Here is an 18,140-nt window from a genome sequence, read left to right as displayed (position 1 = left end):
GCAGTCCCCCATTACACGTAAGGTTTGATCTAAGACAGCCGGTGCGAAGGGGGACACCACCGAGTTGTTTAAGCGGTGCCGCGTCCCCCATCGACACCGGGCTCCACGGATCGGCGACGATCATGGCGCACTGACACATCAACAGGGGGAACAATGACAGTAATGCTGATCGGCGGGGGCGTACTCGCCCTCCTGCTTATCGCCGGATTCATCTTCTACACCTCGAGCATCCGTTTCGCTAAGCCAAACGAGGCCATGCTCATCACTGGCAAGAGCGATCCGAACACAACGGATGAAACGTCCGATGACCAGTCTCGTGTCATCATCAACAATCGGGCGTTCGTCAACCCGATCACGGAACGGGTCAGCCACATCTCGCTGTCCTCGCGTCAGGTCGAAGTCACTATCGAGGCGATCTCCAACAACGGCATCCAGCTCAAGCTGGCCGGCGTTGCCCAGGTAAAGGTAGGCGGCGACAAGATCTCTGTCCGCAAGGCGGCCCAGCGGTTCCTTGACCAGCAGGACGCCATTGACCACTACACCCAGGAAACCCTCTCGGGTTCACTGCGTTCGATCGTGGGCACCCTGAGCGTTGACGCGATCATCAAGGACCGCGCGCAGTTCGCCGCATCCGTCAAGGAAGAAGCCGAGCATTCCATGACCAACCAGGGCCTGGTCATCGATACCTTCCAGATCAAGTCTGTGGACGACGCAGGCGGCTACCTGAAGAACCTTGGCCGTCCCGAGGCTGCCCTGGTGGCACGGAACGCCAGCATTGCTGAAGCGAACTCCCAGCGGGAAGCTGCGGAAGCGAAGGCGCTCGCGGATCAGAAGACGGCTGAGGCGGAGCAGAAGCTGGCTCTCCGCCGCGCTGAACTCAAGCAGGAAACGGATGCCCGCCAGGCAGAGGCTGATGCAGCGGGTCCGCTTGCCCATGCCGACCAGCAGCAGGCGATTATCCTCAAGAACCAGCAGGTTGTGGCTCGTCAGGCGGAGCTGCGTGAAAAGGAACTCGACATCGAGGTCCGCAAGCCCGCCGATGCTGCCAAATACAAAGTTGAGACCGAAGCGGCGGCTGACCTTTCCCGCCGTACCCGCATCTCGGAAGCCACGAAGGTTGAGGCCGCCGCGGAACTCGAAACCCGAAAGCTCAAGGCCGCCGGCAACGAGGTCGAAGCAAAGGCTCTGGCAGCAGCCAACACTGCCAAAGGCAACGCCGAGACCGAGATCAACAAGATCCGGGGTCTTGCTGAGGCTGAAGTGACGAAATCCAAGGGTATCGCCGAAGCTGATGTCATTGGTCTTCGTGGAACGGCTGAAGCCGAGGCCATCGAAGCGCAGGCCAAGGCGTACAGCGAGTTCAACGAGGCAGCAATTCTGAACAAGCTGCTGGAGGTTCTGCCTTCCATCGCCAGGGAAATCGCGGCGCCAATGAGTGCCATCAGCAACATGACCGTCATCTCCAACGACGGCGCGGGCCAGGTGAGCAAAAATGTTTCCTCGGGAGTGCAGCAGACCGCGCAGATGCTCAAGGACACCACGGGGTTTGACGTGATTGAAATGCTCAAAGGCTTTGGCACGTCAGCCCCCGCCGCAGAGACCCGGGCCGCCGGAAACGGCACCGTCAAAGAACAAGCCGGACCGCAGTGATCGGTACCGGCCTGAGGGACGGGTCCGCCCGCTAGTTCAGGTCGGAATCAACAAGGCGCCGCGGAGACCGTTACAGGTCCGCGGCGTCTTTGCGTGCTAGAAATTTCTGAGCCGGCCAAGCTGGCTGCGGGTCAGGTCAACATCGCCCTCCGGCAAGGCGTCCCCGTGCCGGTGCACGATCTTCCAGTCGCCGTCCTCGCGCCGGAAGATTGTGGTCACCCTCAGGGTGTAGGGCATCGGATCGGCGCCGCCAACCGACGCGGTGGTGTGCTCGATGCCGACGACGTATGCCAAGTCCCCGCTGACGCCGGAGGCCGCAACTTCGTACTCGAAGGATGTGCAGTTCGAAAAGCGGCCCGCAAGAACGTCGAAGAACGGGATCACCTCGTCCGCCCCGACCGTTGTCCTGGCCGCGCCGAACAGCGTTACGGGGTCGGTGCGCGACCACAGAGCCTTTCGGGGTTCGGCGTCGCCGTTGTGCATGGCGGTGTCGGCTTCGGTCAGGACAGGCATAACGGCTGCCAGGAAGGCTTCTGCGTCGTCCACGATATTCCCTTCGGTTGTAGACCCGCTTTTATTCTGGGTACGTGGCGGTCATGAGGCAACAGGTCCGGTGACTGCGCCTACCCAGGCCATCCTGGCATCCGCGGAGCGTTTCTTCTTCCTCGCGTGCGAAGAGAAGAGTACGCTGATTTGACGACCGTTAGGCAGATTGCGGCCCCCAGGGCAGACCGGGAAGTTCCCCGGCACTCCGGAGGAAAGTTGCATGCAGCGCGTCACCCCACCAACCCCGTTGTTGCTTTACGCGACAGTCCCAGGAGCCATGCTGGAGCGGGCTGCCCGCGTGCGCCGCATAAAACGGCCGACGAAGGTCAGTTGGACCATCGCATCGGTTGACGTGTCCGCCCGGACGTTTAATCCCTGAAAAGTGAATAGGAGTTTCGATGGATGCCGGGGCGGTTCTCGGGTTGATCGGAGGCTACATTGCCACAGCGGTTGGGGTGTTCCTCCTGTACTCGCCGGTTCTTGTTCTTGTTCTTTGCCTGTTGTTATCGGCCGGGGTGATTCAACTGCTGGCGTGGCCTTTCGTCGCCCTCTTCCGCAAACTGCGCCGGAAACCTGAGCCCCCGTCAGACGGATCCTGGCTCCTGCACTGATCCGCAATTCCTACGCCTACCGCGTAAACTAAGCTAAAATAATAAGCAGGCTGATTATTATCGGTTGGCAGATCACGACTGAAGGAGTTTGGCATGAACTTGGGAAGCATGATCAGGAACGCCGCTGGACGATTCGCAGGCAGGAACCGGCCCGGTGGCACCGTACGCGGATCCGGAATGAATGCCACGGGGCGTACGCCAAACGCAACGGGCGCCGTGGGTGGCAGGCCCGGCGGCATGGCAGGCAAAATCATGGGAATGCTCAAGCGGCGCTGAGTTCTCACAAACATCTGAGAAGCAGGTCCTGGATTTTTCCGGGACCTGCTTTTCGGTACCGAAGCCATGCGTGAACTAGTTGTGCTCGGCACAGCCTCACAGGTCCCAACCCGGACGCGGAACCACAACGGCTACCTGCTGCTGTGGGACGGGGAAGGCCTGCTGTTCGACCCGGGCGAGGGAACGCAGCGCCAGATGATCCACGCCGGGGTTTCGGCCACCCAGATCACGCGCATCTGCCTCACGCACGTACACGGTGACCACTGCTTCGGCCTGCCCGGCGTGCTTTCGAGAATGGCTTTGGACGGGGTGGCCCATCCGGTCCATCTGCACTATCCGGCATCGGGCGAGGAGCTGGTCCGTGCCCTGGTAGCCGTCAGTTCTCCGGGAATTGACCTGCGGCTGTACCCTCACGGTGGCGCAGGAACGGTGGCACGCGGCCTGGAGGTACGGCCGCTGAAGCACCGCATCGAAACCTACGGCTACAGGCTCACAGAACCGGATGGCCGCACCTTCCTTCCGGACCTGCTCGCCGCGGCAGGGATCTGGGGTTCCGACGTCGGCCGCCTGCAGCGTGAGGGCAGGCTGGGTAGCGTCCGTCGGGAGGACGTGAGCGTTCCCCGGCCCGGCCAGGGCTTCGCCTTCGTGATGGACACGGCCCCTTGCGCGGGCGGCGAGGAACTGGCGGACGGCGTCGACCTGCTCGTGGCGGAGTCAACATTCAGCAACGACGACGCCGGGCTCGCCAAGGAGTACCGGCACCTCACCGCCGGGCAGGCAGGGGAGTTGGCGGCCAGCGCCGCCGTCGGCACCCTTGTGCTCACCCACTTCTCATCGAGGTACAGCGATGACGTTACGCCTCTTGCCCGGCAGGCCAAAGAGCGTGCCGGCGCGGCCACCATTATTGCGGCCAATGATCTGGACCGGATCGCCTTCCCCAAACGACGGCTACAGCCCTGAATGGGAACCGGATACGCCCGGCGGCCCTTGCCCGACGCCGGCCTTCGGAGGAGGATGTTGGCCATCCTCAGGAGGCCCCAATGGTTCAGCTTGGCAAGTTTGAGAAGTACCTGATCGAGGAATTCTTCGACGATTACCGCGCCGGGGACATGACCCACCGCACCTTCACGCGCCGGGTCGCGTTCATCACCGGAAGCATGGCGGCGACCTCGGCCGCGATGCTGCTGGTGGGCTGCACCCCCGAAGAGGTCCCCGGCCGCACCGACCCCATGCCTACGCCCGCCCCGACGTCCGGGGCGGCAGGGAATACCACATCGGCCTCCGGTGCCGTTCCGGGCGCCAGGAGCCCGCTCTCCGTTCCCGAGGGAGCAGGCGGGCTGACGACGTCGACGGTCACCTTCCCCTCCAGCGGCACCGGGATCAGCGGCTACCTTGCCCGGCCGGACGGGGCGGCGAGCGGACCTGCCGTGCTGGTTTGCCATGAGAACCGTGGGCTCACCCCCCATATCCAGGACGTGGCCCGGCGCTTCGCCCTGGCCGGCTACAGCGCCCTGGCACCGGACCTGCTCAGCAGGGAAGGCGGGACGGCAAGCATGGATGCGGACGCCGTTCCGGGTGCGCTGACCAGGGCAGGCGCCCAGCGGCACGTGGCTGATTTCGCCGCGGCCTTTGACTACCTGGCCTCCCAGGATTTTGTTGATCCTGCCCGGATCGCCATGAACGGCTACTGCTTCGGGGGCGGGATCACCTGGCAGGCGTCGACGGAACTGGCCGGACTGGCAGCAACCGCCGCGTTCTACGGCCCGGCGCCGGACCTCAACAAGGTCCCGGCCATCAAGGCCGCCGTCTTTGGCGTCTACGCCGAGCGGGACCAGCGGATCACAGGCGCCATGCCGTCACTGAAGGACGCCCTGGCGGCCAACAACATCACGCATCAGCTGACGGTGTATCCCGGCGTTGACCACGCCTTCCACAACGACACCGGTCAACGGTACAACGAGGCCCAGGCCACGGCTGCCTGGAACGACACACTGGCGTGGTTCCAACAGCACGTCTGAGCGGGACAGCCCCTGTGCGCGCCGGACCCTGGCGGAGCTAAACGGCGCCTGGTGGCCAGGCGGTGCCGCTTAGGCCTCATCACCCGACGGGATGCCCGTGGTCACACGTGGTTTCACCGTCGCGTACTTCATGCCCCTGGATACAGGTCACGGCAGGCGGTTGCGGGAGGTCGTGGGCCAGGAAAAACAGGCTGCTCCGCCCGCGCTCAAAGCCCGAGTCCTCCCGTCGCAGCCAGGACCGGTGAGTTCGCCTGGCTGAGTCAGCCGGCTTTTCGACTTCATGCTGGTGATGCCCGAACGGATTCTTGACCACGGGGACCGCGACCTTTCCACTACCCCTGACTGCCCAAAGCAGCGATGAACCGGTACCGAAAATTTTACGCCGTCAACCCCTTGCCTGCGCGGGTAGTCTTGAAAGATGAGCACCACAACCCCAGCAACGCTCAGCTTGGACGGGCTCTTCGCCCGGGAGTTCGAGGAGCTTGCTGTTCCATGGCAGGCCGAAGAGGCACCGGCCCCCGAACTGCTCGTCCTGAATGAGGCCCTGGCCCGTGAGCTGGGCCTGGACCCGGCCTCCCTTCAGACGACCGAGGGGACGCTGATGCTGATCGGGAACCGGATCCCGGAAGGTGCCACGCCGGTTGCCCAGGCATACGCGGGACATCAGTTCGGCGGGTATTCACCGCTGCTGGGCGACGGGCGCGCCCTCCTGCTGGGCGAGGTCACCGACGTCCACGGGCGCCTGCGCGACGTTCACCTCAAGGGCTCCGGCCGTACGCCGTTCGCCCGCGCCGGTGACGGGCTCGCCGTCGTCGGTCCGATGCTGCGTGAATACATTGTCAGTGAAGCCATGCACGCCATGGGCATCCCCACCACGCGTTCGCTCGGCGTCGTGGCCACAGGACGGCCGGTCCGCCGTGACACCATGCTTCCCGGGGCTGTACTTACCCGGGTCGCGAGCAGCCACCTGCGCGTGGGCAGTTTCCAGTTCGCCCGGGTCAACGGTGACACGGACCTCCTTCGCCGCCTGGCGGATCATGCGATCAGCCGGCATCATCCGGACGCCGGGAAGGCGGACCAGCCCTATATCGCATTGCTCGAGGCGGTGGTAGCCGCCCAGGCGTCGCTGGTGGCGCAATGGATGCTCGTGGGATTTGTCCACGGGGTGATGAACACGGACAACATGACCATCTCGGGCGAGACCATCGACTACGGACCCTGCGCGTTCATGGATGCCTTTAATCCCGGCGCCGTCTACAGCTCGATCGACGCGGGCGGACGCTACGCCTACGCCAACCAGCCGCTCATCGCTGAGTGGAACCTCACCCGGCTGGCAGAGGCGCTTCTGCCGCTGTTCCATGAGGACCAGGAGCAGGCTGTTGCGCTCGCCGTGGAGTCCTTGGGCGCGTTCCGGAAGCTTTACAGCGAGGCCTGGTCCGCCGGGATGAAATCCAAGCTTGGGCTGGGCGCGGACGCGAAGGACGACGCAGTGGCGCCACTGGTGAACGACGTCCTGGCACTGCTTGAGGAAGGAAAGGTTGATTACACTTCGTTCTTCCGGAGCCTCGGCTCAGCAGCCCGCGGTACACCTGAAACAGCCCGGAGCATGTTTGCTGACCCCGGCGTATTCGATGCCTGGGCCGAAAAGTGGCTCGCCCTGGCACCCGACGCGGACATGATGGACCGGGTAAACCCCGTCTACATCCCGAGGAACCACCTGGTGGAAGAGGCCCTTGGCGCCGCTACCGCAGGCGACCTGGATCCCTTCCGCCGGCTGGTGGACGTCCTGGCGCACCCGTACACCGAGCACCCCGGCCTTGAACGCTACGCAGATCCCGCGCCGGTTGACTTCGGCAGCTACCGCACCTTCTGCGGAACCTGAGCGCACATAAAGGATGGACGACGGCGGCGGGCGGCTTGGTGCCGCCCGCCGCCGCCGAACAGGCTGGGATCACGCTACGCGGACGAAGGACGCTCCCGCGAGCCAGCTGAGGGAGTGGACTTCGGTCTTGTAACCGTCCACGCCACCGCTGACAACCTGGCCGTTGCCAGCGAAAACGCCGACGTGGCCGGCGGTGATGACCAGGTCACCGGGCGCCGGGGTGCCCACCACGGTGCCGTACTGGTAGAACTGTCCGGGGGCCAAATCCCCCACACTCTTGCCAACTGAGCGCAGTGCCTTTTCCACCATGGCGGTGCAGTCCTGCTGGACTCCAACCTGCGAGTAGGCGGAAGCGAGGATCGCGGAGCCAACCGAGCCGGACGGCGCCTGGGCCACCGGCGCGGAAGCCGGAGCCAGGGTGATACCGGTGTTGGCCGGGGCGGCCGGGGCCGGTGCTGCGGCGGCCTTCGCCACCGGAGCCGGTGCGGCGTATCCGGCGCCCGGGATCTGGATCTGGTCACCGGGGTAGATGATGGTGCTCAGGGACAGTCCGTTGGCTGCCAGGACATCGTTCAGTGCGACGCCGTAGGAAGCGGAAATCGCGCCCAGGGTATCGCCTGAGACAACGGTGTGGACGTTCGCGGCTGCGGCCGGAGCTGCGGCTGCTGCCGGTGCTGCTACCGGGGCAGTGGTCTGGCCCTGGACATTAACGGTCCCGGAATTGTCGGGTCCGTGGACGCCGGCCTGTGCGGGGGTGCCTACGCTGAACAGCAGGCCGGAGGCGGCAACAGCCACGAGGGCCGGCCGGCCGAACGTCAGTGCGCGTGCCTTGGCCGTTGATGACAGGCCTGCAACTGCAGTTGAGCGGATTGGAGTCGCACGGTGGCGTGCGGAATTGGACTTCTTGGACACGGGTAATCGCCTCTCCCATGCCTGCGGGGTGAGCTGTCGGGTTCGGGTCGGAGACACCCGGCCGGAAGCGCCGCCGCACGGGACGGAGCGCTACTGACTTAACCCCAAGGCTTCGAAGTGAAGCCGTGGAAACGTGGTTCCCCCGTCCCTGCCAGTGGAAAGTGACTGGATCCCGGTCAGCGGCAGGGCTCGGCATACTGACGGGAATGTCCCGGGCTTGAGCCGGGGCACTGCACGACAATAACTACTGCCGGATAGGAATGTCACATTCCGATAACGGCATGTAGGGGTGAAATCCACCCAATCTTCACCGCGGATTTCCTTGCCCGGAGACGACATAGCAGGTCAGGAGGCGAAAGGGTATATGCCCCAAAAGCTCAGCCAGTGTGTCCGGTTTCACATTACGAAGATGACTTCCGCGGCGGTTTGACGCTCGGATGGCGGAGGGACATGGTATGCCGAGGCCTGTGAGCCGGCGTTGTGTGCGGCGCGCCGGCAGCGGCCCTGCTGGATAACTTTGTTGCACCAGGAACGCCAGACACGGCGTTCTGCCCGGTAAGCTCACCAACTATGTCCCCGTTTGCTCAAAGAGTGAGAATTCCCGCCCTGACGGCTGTGTTTGCGGTTGTGCTGGCTGCTTCGTTCTCACTGCCGCCAGCCAGCGCCGAGGATGGCGCGCCGCCGGACGGCTACCCCTCCTGGCAGGACGTGCAGAACGCCAAGCAAAGCGAGGCGGGCAAGGCGGCAGAGGTCACCCGCATCAATGACTTGCTCGGCGGGCTCCAGGGCCAGGCCGAGGCGCTGGGAAATGCCGCCGTCACCGCCGCCGCCGAGTACGCCCTGGCCGAAGCAGCGGTTCAGGCAGCCAGCTCAAGAGTGGATATCCTCACCGCCCAGACAGCACGTGCCGCTGCCGAACTGGGGCAGTACAAAAGGGAAATTGGAGCCCTGGCCGCCCAGTCGTACAAGACCGGCGGCACCAACATGGGAATCTTGGTAGCCCTCGACGCCATCCAGACCAACAGCATCCAGGGCCTCAACATAGTCCAGATCGTCAGCGACAAGACGGCAGACCTGGTCAACAAATCCACGGCCGCCCAACGTGTCTCCAGCGCCCTGGGCGAACAGGAGCAGGCAGCGAGGGCCGAACGCGAGCGGCTGTCAGGGGAAGCAAAGAGCAAGCTCGACGCAGCCCAGGCCGCCCAGCAGGCCATGTCACGGCAGGTTTCGGAGCAGCAGGAGCGCAGCGAGGAACTGACCGCACAGCTGGCATCGCTTAAAGGCACCAGCGCCGCCGTCGAGGGGGAGTTCCGGCAAGGGCAGGCAGCCTTGGCCGCCTACGAAGCGGCGCAGGCCGCCAAGCGCGCTGCTGCCCAGGAGCAGGCCCGGCAGCAGGCTGAGGCGGCGGCCAAGGCCGCCGCGCAGAAACCCGCCAACCCGGTTCCGGCCGCCCCGGCCGCCCCGGCCGCCCCGGCGGTACCGGCCCCGGCTCCTGTCCCGGTTCCGACGCCGGCTCCGCCGCCCGTCGTCGTCGTCGCCCCTTCTGTTCCGGGCGGCGCAGTCAACGATCCGGCCGGAGCCAAGAATTATGCCTCCGGCCGGCTGTCAGCCTATGGCTGGGGCCAGGACCAGTTCCAGTGCCTTGCCCAGCTGTGGACCAAGGAATCCAACTGGCTGACTACAGCAACCAACCCCTATTCCGGCGCGTACGGCATCGCCCAGGCGCTGCCCGCCGGTAAGTACGCGAGTGCAGGCAGCGACTGGCTTACCAACTACAGGACCCAGGTCGAGTGGGGCCTCGGTTACATCCGGGACCGCTACGGGTCACCGTGCGGAGCCTGGAACCACTCCGTCCGGTACAACTGGTACTGAGCCTTCCGCGCTGACGGGTCGGCACGGCAGGACCCCCTGCGGGAACGACTCGCCCTGAGCGCCGTGTCAGGTCAGTTCCTCCATGCGGCGGGCCAGGATGTCGTTCATCGCGAGCAGGCCGACGAGCTGGTTGCCTTCCACCACGACGAGCCGGCTGAGGTGGTAGCGGCTCATCAGGGCCGCCGCCTGGCGCACGGACAGGTGCTCGTTGACAGTGATCGCTGGAATGGTGGCGGCGTCGTAGACGTTGAGCAGATCCACATCGCCCTCCTGCGCGACAACGGTGTCCAGAAGTTCCCTGTAACTCAGGAGCCCATACGCGTCGTGGGCGTGCTGCCGGTCCACCACCAGGCTCTTTACCTGGCGCTCCTTCATCATGGACAGCGCCTCGCGGAGCGTGCTGTATGGGGAGATCGTGACGACCTGGGGGACCATGACATCTTTGACAGTGAGCATCTTCTTCCTCCTCCTAGAGTGCTGGACCGGCTCAGGCGTCCTCACGGCGCAAGTGTTCCTCGAATCTGACTACCTGCCGCATATCGATCCCCGTCAGGTGCTCGATGGGGATGGCGAAGGCCAGTCCGCGGGACTCAGTTCCGCTGACCAGGACCTGGTGCAGTTCCTTTAGGATTGGGGCGCTGAGGTGTGCGCCTACGACCATCAGCAGCACTGACTGTGTTCCTTCGAACGTCAGGCCAAAGAACGTTTTCTTGGCCTCGCCACCGATTCCCTTCCCGGGCAAAATTGTCACCCCCGTGGCGCCCGCCCGCTGCGCATGTTCGATGACCTTGTCTTCAAGGTCATCAGGGGCGATGACCACAATGGCGGTGAACTTCATGCCGGTTCCCTCCTCAGCCGGGGAAATTTCTCCATCACCATGGCATACACCATGACGGATATGACAGGGAAGATCGAGGCGAAAGCGATGAGGCCAAACCCGTCGATCAGCACGTCCCTTCCCTCTACCGCTGCTGCCAGGCCGATGCCAAGGGCTGTCACCAGCGGCACGGTGACCTCCGACGTCGTCACGCCCCCGAGGTCGAAAGCCAGCGCGATGATGTACTTCGGTGCGAAAAAAACCAGCACCATCGCTACCGCGTACGCGGCCATGATGAAGTAGTGGAACGGCCCACCCACCAAGATGCGGTACACACCAAAGGCGATGCCCACCGCGACACCGGTGGCCACAATCACCCGGACAGCGAACCCGCTGATCCGTCCCGGTGACGCGTCCTGGGCCTGCTCACCGATGGCTACCAGCGCGGGTTCGGCCATAGTGGTGGCGAAACCGATCAGCAGCCCGAACAGCACGATCAGGGCAGGTACCCCGTGCCCGATCAGCTGCTCAGCCATGAGCGTCCCGATGGGAAAGAGCCCAAGTTTCAGTCCCACAACGAAGGCATACAGCCCCACCAGGACCATGGCGAACCCGACGACGACCCGCAGTGGATGTGCCAGCTTCCGCCGCAGTGCCACGTACTGGAAGAAGAGGACCACGCCCACGATCGGCAGTACCTCCCGGATCATTGAAGCCAGGCCGAGGAACATGCCGACCACCCACTCACCCGGGTCCTCCCCTGAACCGGGGGCCGGCACCGCGTCCCCCGCACCGCCAAAGGCATACACCCAGGTCCCATAAAGCTGGACTCCGATCATGGGCACCATCACGCACAGCGCAACCATGCCAAAGCCGTCCGCCAGGAGGCTGCGTCCCCTGATCGAGTTCGCCAAACCAAGGCCGATCGCCGCGATGAGCGGAACGCTGACTATGTTGGTGGTGACGCCGCCCGAATCGTAGGCGAGGCCAATGATCTCCGGCGGGGCCAGGTAACTGAGTGCCAGCACTATCAGATAACCGGCGATCAGGAGTTTGTACACGGCCCAGCCGCGCAGGACACGCAGGATGCCCAGGACCAGGACCAGGCCCACCGAGACGGCGATGACGAAGCGCAGCACCAGTCCGTTGATCCGGCCATCGCTGACCAGTTGCGCCTGCTCAGCGACGGCAATGACCGCGGGCTCAGCGACGGAGGCAGCAAATCCAATGGCAAAGCCGAAGGGCAGCAGCAGCCCCAGGGCGCCGCGCCTGACGAACTGATTCGCCAGGTTCTTCCCGACCGGGAAGATACTCAGGTCCAGCCCGTGCAGGAACAGGGCGATGCCCACAGCCACAATCAGGAGCCCCGCCGCCAGGATCAGAGGATCATCGGGCATGGAACGGAACACCAGCAGCTGGAAAACCACAACAACCACCACGATGGGCAGGAGGTTCTTGAGCGCCTTAAGGAATTCGCGGGCGAATCGGCTGAGGTGCTCCATCGGGTCCTCTCCCGGTGACGATCCTGTGAGTACCTGGGCCTACAGTCTGCCCGCACAGGCAAAAACTGTCCATCAGCGACAGGCTCCGGCTGTGGCTTTCGGCGATAAATGGCGGCCTTTTCACGGTGCTGTTTATCGCACCCACCTCAGACGCAGCCCTCCCCAAACTCGGTGGCTCCGCCGTACCTTGGACGTGGCACCAGCAAACCCTGCCCGCAGACCACGCGGCCCACCCGAAGGTCGGTACGAACCACGCAAACGCGCCCACAGATACGCCCCCATGGTCGCCTGCTCCGGCGCTCTCGCAGTCACCGCCTCGCCGTCGTCTTCACCACCCCGCATAAACCCGAAGCGGCCATCGCCGCCGAAGAAGACCTCACCACCAACCTCCCCGCCGCCGTCATATTCACAGCCGCTATCGTCGCCGACTCTTGGAGCATGCAACCTTTGCGGCTGACCCGCGGCGAGTACAAGAAATGGCCTTCGCGGTCAGCCTTTGCAGGAGTAGTCGTAATCGAGTCCGGCCGACACATACTGCGTTACTGTCACCGGGCTGCCGGGCGTCAGGCCAGGCAGAGAACAATTCGACTTCGCTCCCCGCAGGGTTTTGGCACCTGCAAGCCAGCTGGGCAACCCCGCGAGGGAGCTGCTGGACGGCACCGTCCCGGCAATAATTCCCCACTGATAGCTTGTCGAGTAAATCCCGACACCGGCGGCCTTACCTTCGGCGTTTTTACCTCCGGCAGTGATGCTCTCGAAGTAGTCGACCATCCCTTCAAGGGTCGCCCGGTTCAGGGCCGTGGCGTTCTCAGTGTCGATCTGCCAGCTATTTTCCGTTTCCACGTCCAGCCACCAGAAATAGGTGCCGGGGTCCGTGACGCCTCGGATGGTTGCGTCGTCATAAGCCTTTGCGTAGCCGTACATGTATGAGCAGGGGAGGTCGACTGGGCCTTCGGGTTCGCCAGCGGGCGCCCGGCATACCCCGTAAGGGTTCGGGACTTCCACATCGGGGTAGATGTTGGACGACGGCCACCAAGTCCCCTCATGTCCCGGATTGGCAGTGTTCACGTATAAAGCAACCTTGGGCTGCACAGTTCCCCCAGTAGAGCGAGCCGCCCAAGCGAGTTGCTCCGCGAGGCAAGGGTTGGTGTTGTTGGCCAGTCCGCCGGTCACTCCCACGATCGCGAATGCCTGCCCGGTGGTAAGGGTCTTACCGCACTGGGGCCAGGAAACGTCGTTGCCCACAAGGTCCGCATTTTTGGATGGCGGAGCAGCCGCCACCGGAGTCATGCCTGTCACCACGAGCCCAAGGAGTGCCACGACCGTGCAAGCCGCCTTCATCCCGTAACGGGCCCGTGTGCTGAAATCTCTCATGATTGTTTCCTTTAAATGAGGTGGGTCCCGCAAGGACGGCACCTCTGGTGTCAATGCACGCCTTACGCCGTGGCGTTTGTCTGGTGTCGAGGTGGTAAGACTTTACGCCCGGACGGCAAGGCGCGAAAGGGCCCATGCCCCCTATTTCAGTCACTAATAAAAGGGAGACAGGACTACGCACTGATGCGTGCAGGCGGCGCGGCGCCCTGGGCGAGTCGGACCAAGGCAGATGAGCGACCCAGAAATCAAGGCGAAGCATTGTCCTGGAACCGCTCTCTCATTGACGTAGGGTCACGGAGTGAGGGTCTGGCCTAATCACTCCGTCTCGTATCCTTTGGGATATGAGACGTCTCACGCGGCGTTCTAACTCCCTGTGCGATAAAGTGCTGATCCTCGTGAAATCAAGCTGCTTTCTCTTTGCGCGGCGATTCTCGTAACCATGTCTCGAAACCTCGTGGTTGAACCTTCATGCCAACCATTAGTTATGAGACACATCGGAGGCGCCCCGTGACGAAACTTATTGGCTACGCGGGGTCTCCGGAGCACGCGCGCCGCGACCACAGTCCGATCGGGCTCTCGATGCGCTAATAGAGGGCGACACCCTTGTCATCACAACCTTGCACCGACTTGGGCGATCCACCCAGAACATGCCCGCCTTCGCCGATGAGCTCCGCAGCAAGGGCGCCGGCCTGCGCGTCCCGAACCTGGCGGAGGCGATGTCGACACAGCCACGCCATGGGGTCAATGTTGTTCACGGTCATGGCTGCCCTCGTGCAGATGAAACACGAGATCAAGCGCGAACGCGTCACGGGTTCCATCAGCAAGAGAAGAGAAGCCGGGAAGGACCTTGGCAGCGGTCCACGCCGGGTTACCGATAGTCAGATTCGAAGCGCTGTTCGCCTGGTCAAAGGCGGCGATCCCGCCGCGCAGGTTGCACGGGACTTTGGAATGTCCTGAGCCACGTTCTGCAGGCGATCACAAGCGCTTGCGGACCAGCAGGGCGACATTTAGCGATAACAGAACGCCGCCATTTTAACGGCGACATTCACAGGCTCCGGCGGCGCTAGGCTTTTCCCATGGCTGACTTTGAACGGTTCCGGGTCCTGCTGGAGGAAGAGCGGGCACGAAAACTTGCCCTGCTTCCGGCGCTGCAGGCGGACATCTCGTCAGCGAATGCTGCGCGCAGGGACGCCAACGTCGACGACGAGCACGACCCCGAGGGCGCCACCATTGCTTTTGAGCTGTCCCAGGCCTCTGCCCTGCTGAACCAGAGCAGTTCCGGGCTGGCCGAGGTTGAGGCGGCCCTTCAGCGGATGACCGACGGCACTTATGGAGTGTGCGAAGTGTGCGGCCGGCCGATTGCCGAGGGCCGCCTGGAGGCCCGGCCCTGGACGCCGTACTGCATAGAGCACGCCTCCGCCGGGCGGCGCGGGCGATAGCGGTGAACCAGACCGTTTTGGAGGCTGCGGGCTTCATCGACACCACCCTGCAGAATGAAGGCGCCTGGTACCGCGCGGACGATGTGGAGTCCCGGGTGGGTGGCGCCCTGGGTTCCTACGGGGCATCGGTTGGAGCCGTCCGGGGAACCGTCCGCGACGCCGGCCGGAAGTTCAAGGACCTTGGCCATGATGACGTTACGGCCCTGGCATCACTGCTCTGGGGCCAGCCAGGCCCCGGCCGGAAGCCGGTCTACGAGCGCCGCCTCGCCGCCGTGGTGCTGCTGCAGTCCCGGGTGTCCATGCTGCGGCATACTGACCTGACCAGGCTCGAGGGCTTTATCAGGTCCGCGCACACCGGTGAGCTCGTGGACCTCCTGATCAGCGACGTCGTGGTTCCGCTGCTGAAGGTGCTGGTCGGAAATGACCGGCAGCGCGCCGACGTCGTCATCAACCGCTGGCGCGGGGACCCTGACGACTGGGTCCGCCGCGCCGCGTCCCTGACCGAAGAAAAAACGGCAATGCCTGAAGAAGGAGACGGACATGAACGATCCCCACAACCTTGAGCGTTTTGTTGAGGCCCAGGACAGTGGCGGCACATACAGCCGGGCGCTGGCCGAACTGCGCCTCGGCAGGAAGACCGGCCACTGGATGTGGTTCATCTTCCCGCAGATAGCAGGGCTCGGCAGCAGCCCCACTTCGGTGAAGTATGCAATCAACTCCCTGGCGGAAGCGCAGGCGTACCTGAAACATGACGTCCTGGGCCCGCGGCTCCTTGAATCCGCAGCCGCCATTGACACCCACGCCGACCAGACCGCCGTCGACATCCTCGGCGGCATCGACGCCAGGAAGCTCCAGTCCTCCATGACCCTGTTCCTGCGTGCTGCGCCGGGGGAGACCATCTTCAAAGCCGTGCTGGCCGACTTCTTCGACGGCGAGCCCGACCCCGCCACCGACTCTCTGCTGGCAGAGGACAGGGACTGAGCTGAAATCCTCTCCTGCCTGTCAGCTGGATCAGTCCTTTCGCACTTCCACCAGCTCCACCTGCCGCAGGACGCCCCCGTCAACAACAGCCTCCATGTAAGTGCAGGCAGGCTGGCGCCGGCGGTCCGTCGGTGATCCGGGATTGAGCAGACGCAATCCTCGTTGAGTAGTCGTGTCCCACGGTATGTGGCTGTGTCCGAAAACCAGCACGTCGACGTGGGGGTACAGCGCCTCCGCGCGTTCGCCACGGCCTTTCGCCGGGCCGGTTTCATGCACCATGGCGAACTGCAGGCCTTCAAGCGTGATGTTCGCGGTCTCCGGAAGCCGACGGCGGAGCTCCGGCCCGTCGTTGTTGCCGTAGACTCCCACCAGATGCCGGCTTCGCCGCACAAATTCGTCCAGCAGTTCAACCGTCACCCAGTCACCGGCATGAAACACCACATCGGCCCTTTCGACGGCGGCCCACACCTGTGCAGGCAGTTCCCTGGCGCGGTTCGGAACGTGGGTATCGGAGACGAGAAGAAGGCGCTGCGGCATACCTGAATCCTGCCACGCAGGCCCTCCTGTGCGGTGGGTTTCGCGGATATGGCGCAGGCCTCGCCAGCAGGCCAAATACGAGCCAAACAACTTTGCGGTTCACACCCTGTTACCGCCCACGGTTGAGTCGTACTCTGGGGCTGGGAGGTGATTGCCATGGAGGCAGCACAGGGTGACAGGATCATCGTCAGGGGAAGGACCGTCGGGTCAAGCGACCGGCACGGGGTGATCCTGGAAGTGAAAGGACAGGAAGGCCACCCGCCTTACCTGGTCCGCTTTGATGACGGACACGAGACTGTCATGTATCCCGGCGGGGATTTCGCCGTCGACAAACCGCACGGAGCCTAACGCGGTCTTAAATTGCGCGCTCCGGGCGGGGCAGGTGTCAGACTGGAGCCATGGATCATTCCCTGGCCGCAATGCCGTCCGACCCGAGCCGCCCCAGCCAGTCCGTTCCAAACCCGTATCTTCAGCATCCTCCTGCCAGGACGGGCCCGCGGGATCCCGGCGATGCGTGGGTAGAGGGGGCCCAAGGGCGCTTTTGGGGCAGGTTTGGCGCAGCAGGGGTGCTCGCCTACGATCCGGACAGGGGAGTGCTCCTGCAGCACCGCGCGGAGTGGAGCCATAACGGCGGTACCTGGGGGCTCCCCGGCGGGGCCCTGCACCAAGGGGAGGACCCGGTAACAGGTGCGCTGCGGGAAGCCCGTGAAGAGGCCGCGGTGCCAGGGGAAAGCGTCAGCGTGCTGTTCACCTCGGTCCTGGATTTCGGCTACTGGTCCTACACCACCGTTGTACTTCTGGTCACGGACCCCTTTGAGCCCGTCATCAGCGACCCTGAAAGCATAGAACTGCTGTGGGTTCCGCTGGCGGACGTCGCCGGCAAGGAGCTGCACCCCGGGTTTGGGGCAGCTTGGCCGGAGCTGCGGATCCGCATGCTTTCGCTGGCCGAAGCGCGCCGGTAGGGCAGGCCGCTAAGCGGCCCTCAGGTGTCCTGGCCGTATTCCGCGGTGACCAGGATGGGCAGGTGGTCGGATTTGCCGCGGGCCAGGGTCTCCACACTTTCGATGTCCAGGCCCAGCGACGTGGCGAAGTCGAAGTGGCCCTTGAAGACCTTGTACCGGGTGTAGGTGCGCCGGTTGCTGAGGGACAGGGCGTAGCCCGAGTCCTTCATGTGCGCATGGAGGTTCTTCGTGAAGAAGGGGTAATTGAAGTCACCCACCATCAGCGTCATCAGCCCGCTCCCCATGCTCAGGAGCTCGGCGTGGGCGGCATGGATCTGGTGGCGCCGCAGGGAGTTGGAAGCGGTGAGCGGTGCGGCGTGGAAGGAACCGATGACAAGTTCGTGCTGTGTCTCGTTGTCCACCACACGCGTTCCGATGAGCCGTTCGTGGGCAGGCGCCAGCACTCGGTCGTGCATGGACTTCTTCAACGCGAATGATTGGGTCTTTATCGCCGTAAAGCGGCTGGCCCGGTAATAGATGGCCAGGCCCAGCCGGTTGCCCTTGGTGGAGTCTGCCAGGTGCAGGGGGCCGAGGGTTTCGGGCAGGTCGGAAGAATCCACCTCCTGCAGGCACAGCGCATCGATCTCAAAATTCCGGGCAAGGGCAAGGAGTTCTCCGCTAGCCTTGTGCTTCCGGAGGTTGTAGCTAATGACGCGCATCGGTGGAACGCCTCTTTTCGAGGGTTGCTGACAGGACCAGTTCCTGAGTCTACCCAGATCGCT

General features: G+C 64.0%; 20 protein-coding genes, 1 pseudogene and 1 riboswitch. Of the genes and pseudogenes, 13 read left to right on the top strand and 8 right to left on the bottom strand.

Annotated features, from left to right (window positions below):
- The first annotated feature begins 153 nt into the window (after nt 1-153).
- A complete protein-coding gene (locus tag AU175_RS15825) occupies nt 154-1,650 on the top strand; it encodes a flotillin family protein (RefSeq protein ID WP_066291792.1) in 1,497 nt (498 codons plus the stop codon).
- A gap of 96 nt (nt 1,651-1,746) precedes the next feature.
- On the opposite strand, the gene AU175_RS15820 is transcribed toward AU175_RS15825, so the two are convergent.
- A complete protein-coding gene (locus AU175_RS15820; RefSeq protein ID WP_066291787.1) occupies nt 1,747-2,196 on the bottom strand; it encodes a YybH family protein in 450 nt (149 codons plus the stop codon).
- A 220-nt stretch (nt 2,197-2,416) separates the two neighbouring features.
- Between AU175_RS15820 and AU175_RS21830 the strand changes: the two genes are divergently transcribed.
- The 5 genes from AU175_RS21830 (at nt 2,417) to AU175_RS15795 (ending at nt 6,983) form a co-directional block, all read left to right on the top strand.
- Nucleotides 2,417-2,575: a hypothetical protein gene (locus tag AU175_RS21830; protein WP_156642442.1), complete on the top strand. Its 159-nt coding sequence runs from the start codon at nt 2,417-2,419 to the stop codon at nt 2,573-2,575.
- 325 nt (nt 2,576-2,900) lie between these two features.
- Nucleotides 2,901-3,083 carry a hypothetical protein gene (locus AU175_RS15810; RefSeq protein ID WP_066291782.1) on the top strand — a complete coding sequence of 61 codons (183 nt, stop codon included), beginning with the start codon at nt 2,901-2,903 and terminating at the stop codon, nt 3,081-3,083.
- A gap of 66 nt (nt 3,084-3,149) precedes the next feature.
- Nucleotides 3,150-4,043 (top strand): ribonuclease Z, encoded by an 894-nt coding sequence (locus tag AU175_RS15805; protein WP_066291778.1) that lies wholly within the window; start codon nt 3,150-3,152, stop codon nt 4,041-4,043.
- 80 nt (nt 4,044-4,123) lie between these two features.
- A complete protein-coding gene (locus tag AU175_RS15800; protein ID WP_066291776.1) occupies nt 4,124-5,101 on the top strand; it encodes a dienelactone hydrolase family protein in 978 nt (325 codons plus the stop codon).
- Nucleotides 5,102-5,519: 418 nt separating this feature from the next.
- The gene (locus AU175_RS15795) at nt 5,520-6,983 is read left to right on the top strand and encodes a protein adenylyltransferase SelO (RefSeq protein ID WP_066291773.1); all 1,464 of its coding nucleotides are present in this window, start codon (nt 5,520-5,522) and stop codon (nt 6,981-6,983) included.
- A gap of 69 nt (nt 6,984-7,052) precedes the next feature.
- Here AU175_RS15795 and AU175_RS15790 read toward each other — a convergent pair whose 3' ends face one another.
- Nucleotides 7,053-7,895, bottom strand: a complete 843-nt coding sequence (locus AU175_RS15790) for a C40 family peptidase (RefSeq protein WP_066291771.1) — start codon at nt 7,893-7,895, stop codon at nt 7,053-7,055.
- Between the two features lie 3 nt (nt 7,896-7,898).
- Nucleotides 7,899-8,095: riboswitch (cyclic di-AMP (ydaO/yuaA leader) on the bottom strand.
- A 391-nt stretch (nt 8,096-8,486) separates the two neighbouring features.
- On the opposite strand from AU175_RS15790, the gene AU175_RS15785 reads away from it, so the two are divergent.
- Entirely contained in the window at nt 8,487-9,767 is a 1,281-nt protein-coding gene (locus tag AU175_RS15785) for a lytic transglycosylase domain-containing protein (RefSeq protein ID WP_156642440.1), read from the top strand.
- A 66-nt stretch (nt 9,768-9,833) separates the two neighbouring features.
- Here AU175_RS15785 and AU175_RS15780 read toward each other — a convergent pair whose 3' ends face one another.
- From AU175_RS15780 to AU175_RS15765, 4 genes are all read right to left on the bottom strand, one after another.
- The gene (locus AU175_RS15780) at nt 9,834-10,223 is read right to left on the bottom strand and encodes a CBS domain-containing protein (protein WP_066291768.1); all 390 of its coding nucleotides are present in this window, start codon (nt 10,221-10,223) and stop codon (nt 9,834-9,836) included.
- 31 nt (nt 10,224-10,254) lie between these two features.
- Nucleotides 10,255-10,605: a P-II family nitrogen regulator gene (locus AU175_RS15775; RefSeq protein WP_066291765.1), complete on the bottom strand. Its 351-nt coding sequence runs from the start codon at nt 10,603-10,605 to the stop codon at nt 10,255-10,257.
- Nucleotides 10,602-12,086 (bottom strand): DUF1538 domain-containing protein, encoded by a 1,485-nt coding sequence (locus AU175_RS15770; RefSeq protein WP_066291763.1) that lies wholly within the window; start codon nt 12,084-12,086, stop codon nt 10,602-10,604. Before AU175_RS15770 ends, AU175_RS15775 begins: the two co-directional genes overlap by 4 nt.
- Nucleotides 12,087-12,575: 489 nt before the next feature.
- Nucleotides 12,576-13,460 carry a hypothetical protein gene (locus tag AU175_RS15765; protein WP_066291761.1) on the bottom strand — a complete coding sequence of 295 codons (885 nt, stop codon included), beginning with the start codon at nt 13,458-13,460 and terminating at the stop codon, nt 12,576-12,578.
- A 524-nt stretch (nt 13,461-13,984) separates the two neighbouring features.
- On the opposite strand from AU175_RS15765, the pseudogene AU175_RS15760 reads away from it, so the two are divergent.
- The 4 genes and pseudogenes from AU175_RS15760 to AU175_RS15745 all read left to right on the top strand — a co-directional run.
- Nucleotides 13,985-14,417, top strand: a pseudogene (locus AU175_RS15760) (recombinase family protein); the annotation flags it as partial.
- A gap of 119 nt (nt 14,418-14,536) precedes the next feature.
- Nucleotides 14,537-14,899, top strand: a complete 363-nt coding sequence (locus AU175_RS15755; protein WP_066291758.1) for a TraR/DksA family transcriptional regulator — start codon at nt 14,537-14,539, stop codon at nt 14,897-14,899.
- A 2-nt stretch (nt 14,900-14,901) separates the two neighbouring features.
- Nucleotides 14,902-15,462, top strand: coding sequence for a DNA alkylation repair protein (locus AU175_RS15750; RefSeq protein WP_231938630.1), 561 nt, complete (start codon nt 14,902-14,904; stop codon nt 15,460-15,462).
- Nucleotides 15,440-15,880: a DUF1810 domain-containing protein gene (locus tag AU175_RS15745; RefSeq protein WP_066291755.1), complete on the top strand. Its 441-nt coding sequence runs from the start codon at nt 15,440-15,442 to the stop codon at nt 15,878-15,880. The genes AU175_RS15750 and AU175_RS15745 overlap by 23 nt, the downstream gene beginning before the upstream one ends.
- Before the next feature lie 30 nt (nt 15,881-15,910).
- Here the strand turns inward: AU175_RS15745 and AU175_RS15740 are convergent, their stop codons facing one another.
- Complete coding sequence (locus AU175_RS15740; RefSeq protein ID WP_066291753.1) at nt 15,911-16,417, bottom strand: metallophosphoesterase family protein; 507 nt, start codon at nt 16,415-16,417, stop codon at nt 15,911-15,913.
- Between the two features lie 156 nt (nt 16,418-16,573).
- On the opposite strand from AU175_RS15740, the gene AU175_RS15735 reads away from it, so the two are divergent.
- Together AU175_RS15735 and AU175_RS15730 are read left to right on the top strand one after the other, a co-directional pair.
- Nucleotides 16,574-16,765 carry a DUF1918 domain-containing protein gene (locus AU175_RS15735; RefSeq protein ID WP_066291751.1) on the top strand — a complete coding sequence of 64 codons (192 nt, stop codon included), beginning with the start codon at nt 16,574-16,576 and terminating at the stop codon, nt 16,763-16,765.
- A 50-nt stretch (nt 16,766-16,815) separates the two neighbouring features.
- A complete protein-coding gene (locus tag AU175_RS15730) occupies nt 16,816-17,379 on the top strand; it encodes an NUDIX domain-containing protein (RefSeq protein WP_442855325.1) in 564 nt (187 codons plus the stop codon).
- 20 nt (nt 17,380-17,399) lie between these two features.
- On the opposite strand, the gene AU175_RS15725 is transcribed toward AU175_RS15730, so the two are convergent.
- Entirely contained in the window at nt 17,400-18,077 is a 678-nt protein-coding gene (locus AU175_RS15725) for an endonuclease/exonuclease/phosphatase family protein (RefSeq protein WP_066291748.1), read from the bottom strand.
- Between the last annotated feature and the right edge of the window lie 63 nt (nt 18,078-18,140).

The organism is Arthrobacter sp. B6 (assembly GCF_001663775.1).
Lineage (GTDB): Bacteria > Actinomycetota > Actinomycetes > Actinomycetales > Micrococcaceae > Arthrobacter.
Note: the sequence above shows the minus strand (reverse complement) of the source record. Positions and strands in the feature narration are given on the sequence as shown.

What these genes read in the sequence shown, in the direction of transcription:
- AU175_RS15780 (WP_066291768.1), bottom strand. Translation starts at nt 10,223, where the DNA reads ATGCTCACTGTCAAAGATGTCATGGTCCCCCAGGTCGTCACGATCTCC.
- AU175_RS15800 (WP_066291776.1), top strand. Translation starts at nt 4,124, where the DNA reads ATGGTTCAGCTTGGCAAGTTTGAGAAGTACCTGATCGAGGAATTCTTC.
- AU175_RS15770 (WP_066291763.1), bottom strand. Translation starts at nt 12,086, where the DNA reads ATGGAGCACCTCAGCCGATTCGCCCGCGAATTCCTTAAGGCGCTCAAG.
- AU175_RS15825 (WP_066291792.1), top strand. Translation starts at nt 154, where the DNA reads ATGACAGTAATGCTGATCGGCGGGGGCGTACTCGCCCTCCTGCTTATC.
- AU175_RS15735 (WP_066291751.1), top strand. Translation starts at nt 16,574, where the DNA reads ATGGAGGCAGCACAGGGTGACAGGATCATCGTCAGGGGAAGGACCGTC.
- AU175_RS15730 (WP_442855325.1), top strand. Translation starts at nt 16,816, where the DNA reads ATGGATCATTCCCTGGCCGCAATGCCGTCCGACCCGAGCCGCCCCAGC.
- AU175_RS15755 (WP_066291758.1), top strand. Translation starts at nt 14,537, where the DNA reads ATGGCTGACTTTGAACGGTTCCGGGTCCTGCTGGAGGAAGAGCGGGCA.
- AU175_RS15740 (WP_066291753.1), bottom strand. Translation starts at nt 16,417, where the DNA reads ATGCCGCAGCGCCTTCTTCTCGTCTCCGATACCCACGTTCCGAACCGC.
- AU175_RS15795 (WP_066291773.1), top strand. Translation starts at nt 5,520, where the DNA reads ATGAGCACCACAACCCCAGCAACGCTCAGCTTGGACGGGCTCTTCGCC.
- AU175_RS15805 (WP_066291778.1), top strand. Translation starts at nt 3,150, where the DNA reads ATGCGTGAACTAGTTGTGCTCGGCACAGCCTCACAGGTCCCAACCCGG.
- AU175_RS15810 (WP_066291782.1), top strand. Translation starts at nt 2,901, where the DNA reads ATGAACTTGGGAAGCATGATCAGGAACGCCGCTGGACGATTCGCAGGC.
- AU175_RS21830 (WP_156642442.1), top strand. Translation starts at nt 2,417, where the DNA reads ATGCAGCGCGTCACCCCACCAACCCCGTTGTTGCTTTACGCGACAGTC.
- AU175_RS15745 (WP_066291755.1), top strand. Translation starts at nt 15,440, where the DNA reads ATGAACGATCCCCACAACCTTGAGCGTTTTGTTGAGGCCCAGGACAGT.
- AU175_RS15765 (WP_066291761.1), bottom strand. Translation starts at nt 13,460, where the DNA reads ATGAGAGATTTCAGCACACGGGCCCGTTACGGGATGAAGGCGGCTTGC.
- AU175_RS15775 (WP_066291765.1), bottom strand. Translation starts at nt 10,605, where the DNA reads ATGAAGTTCACCGCCATTGTGGTCATCGCCCCTGATGACCTTGAAGAC.
- AU175_RS15725 (WP_066291748.1), bottom strand. Translation starts at nt 18,077, where the DNA reads ATGCGCGTCATTAGCTACAACCTCCGGAAGCACAAGGCTAGCGGAGAA.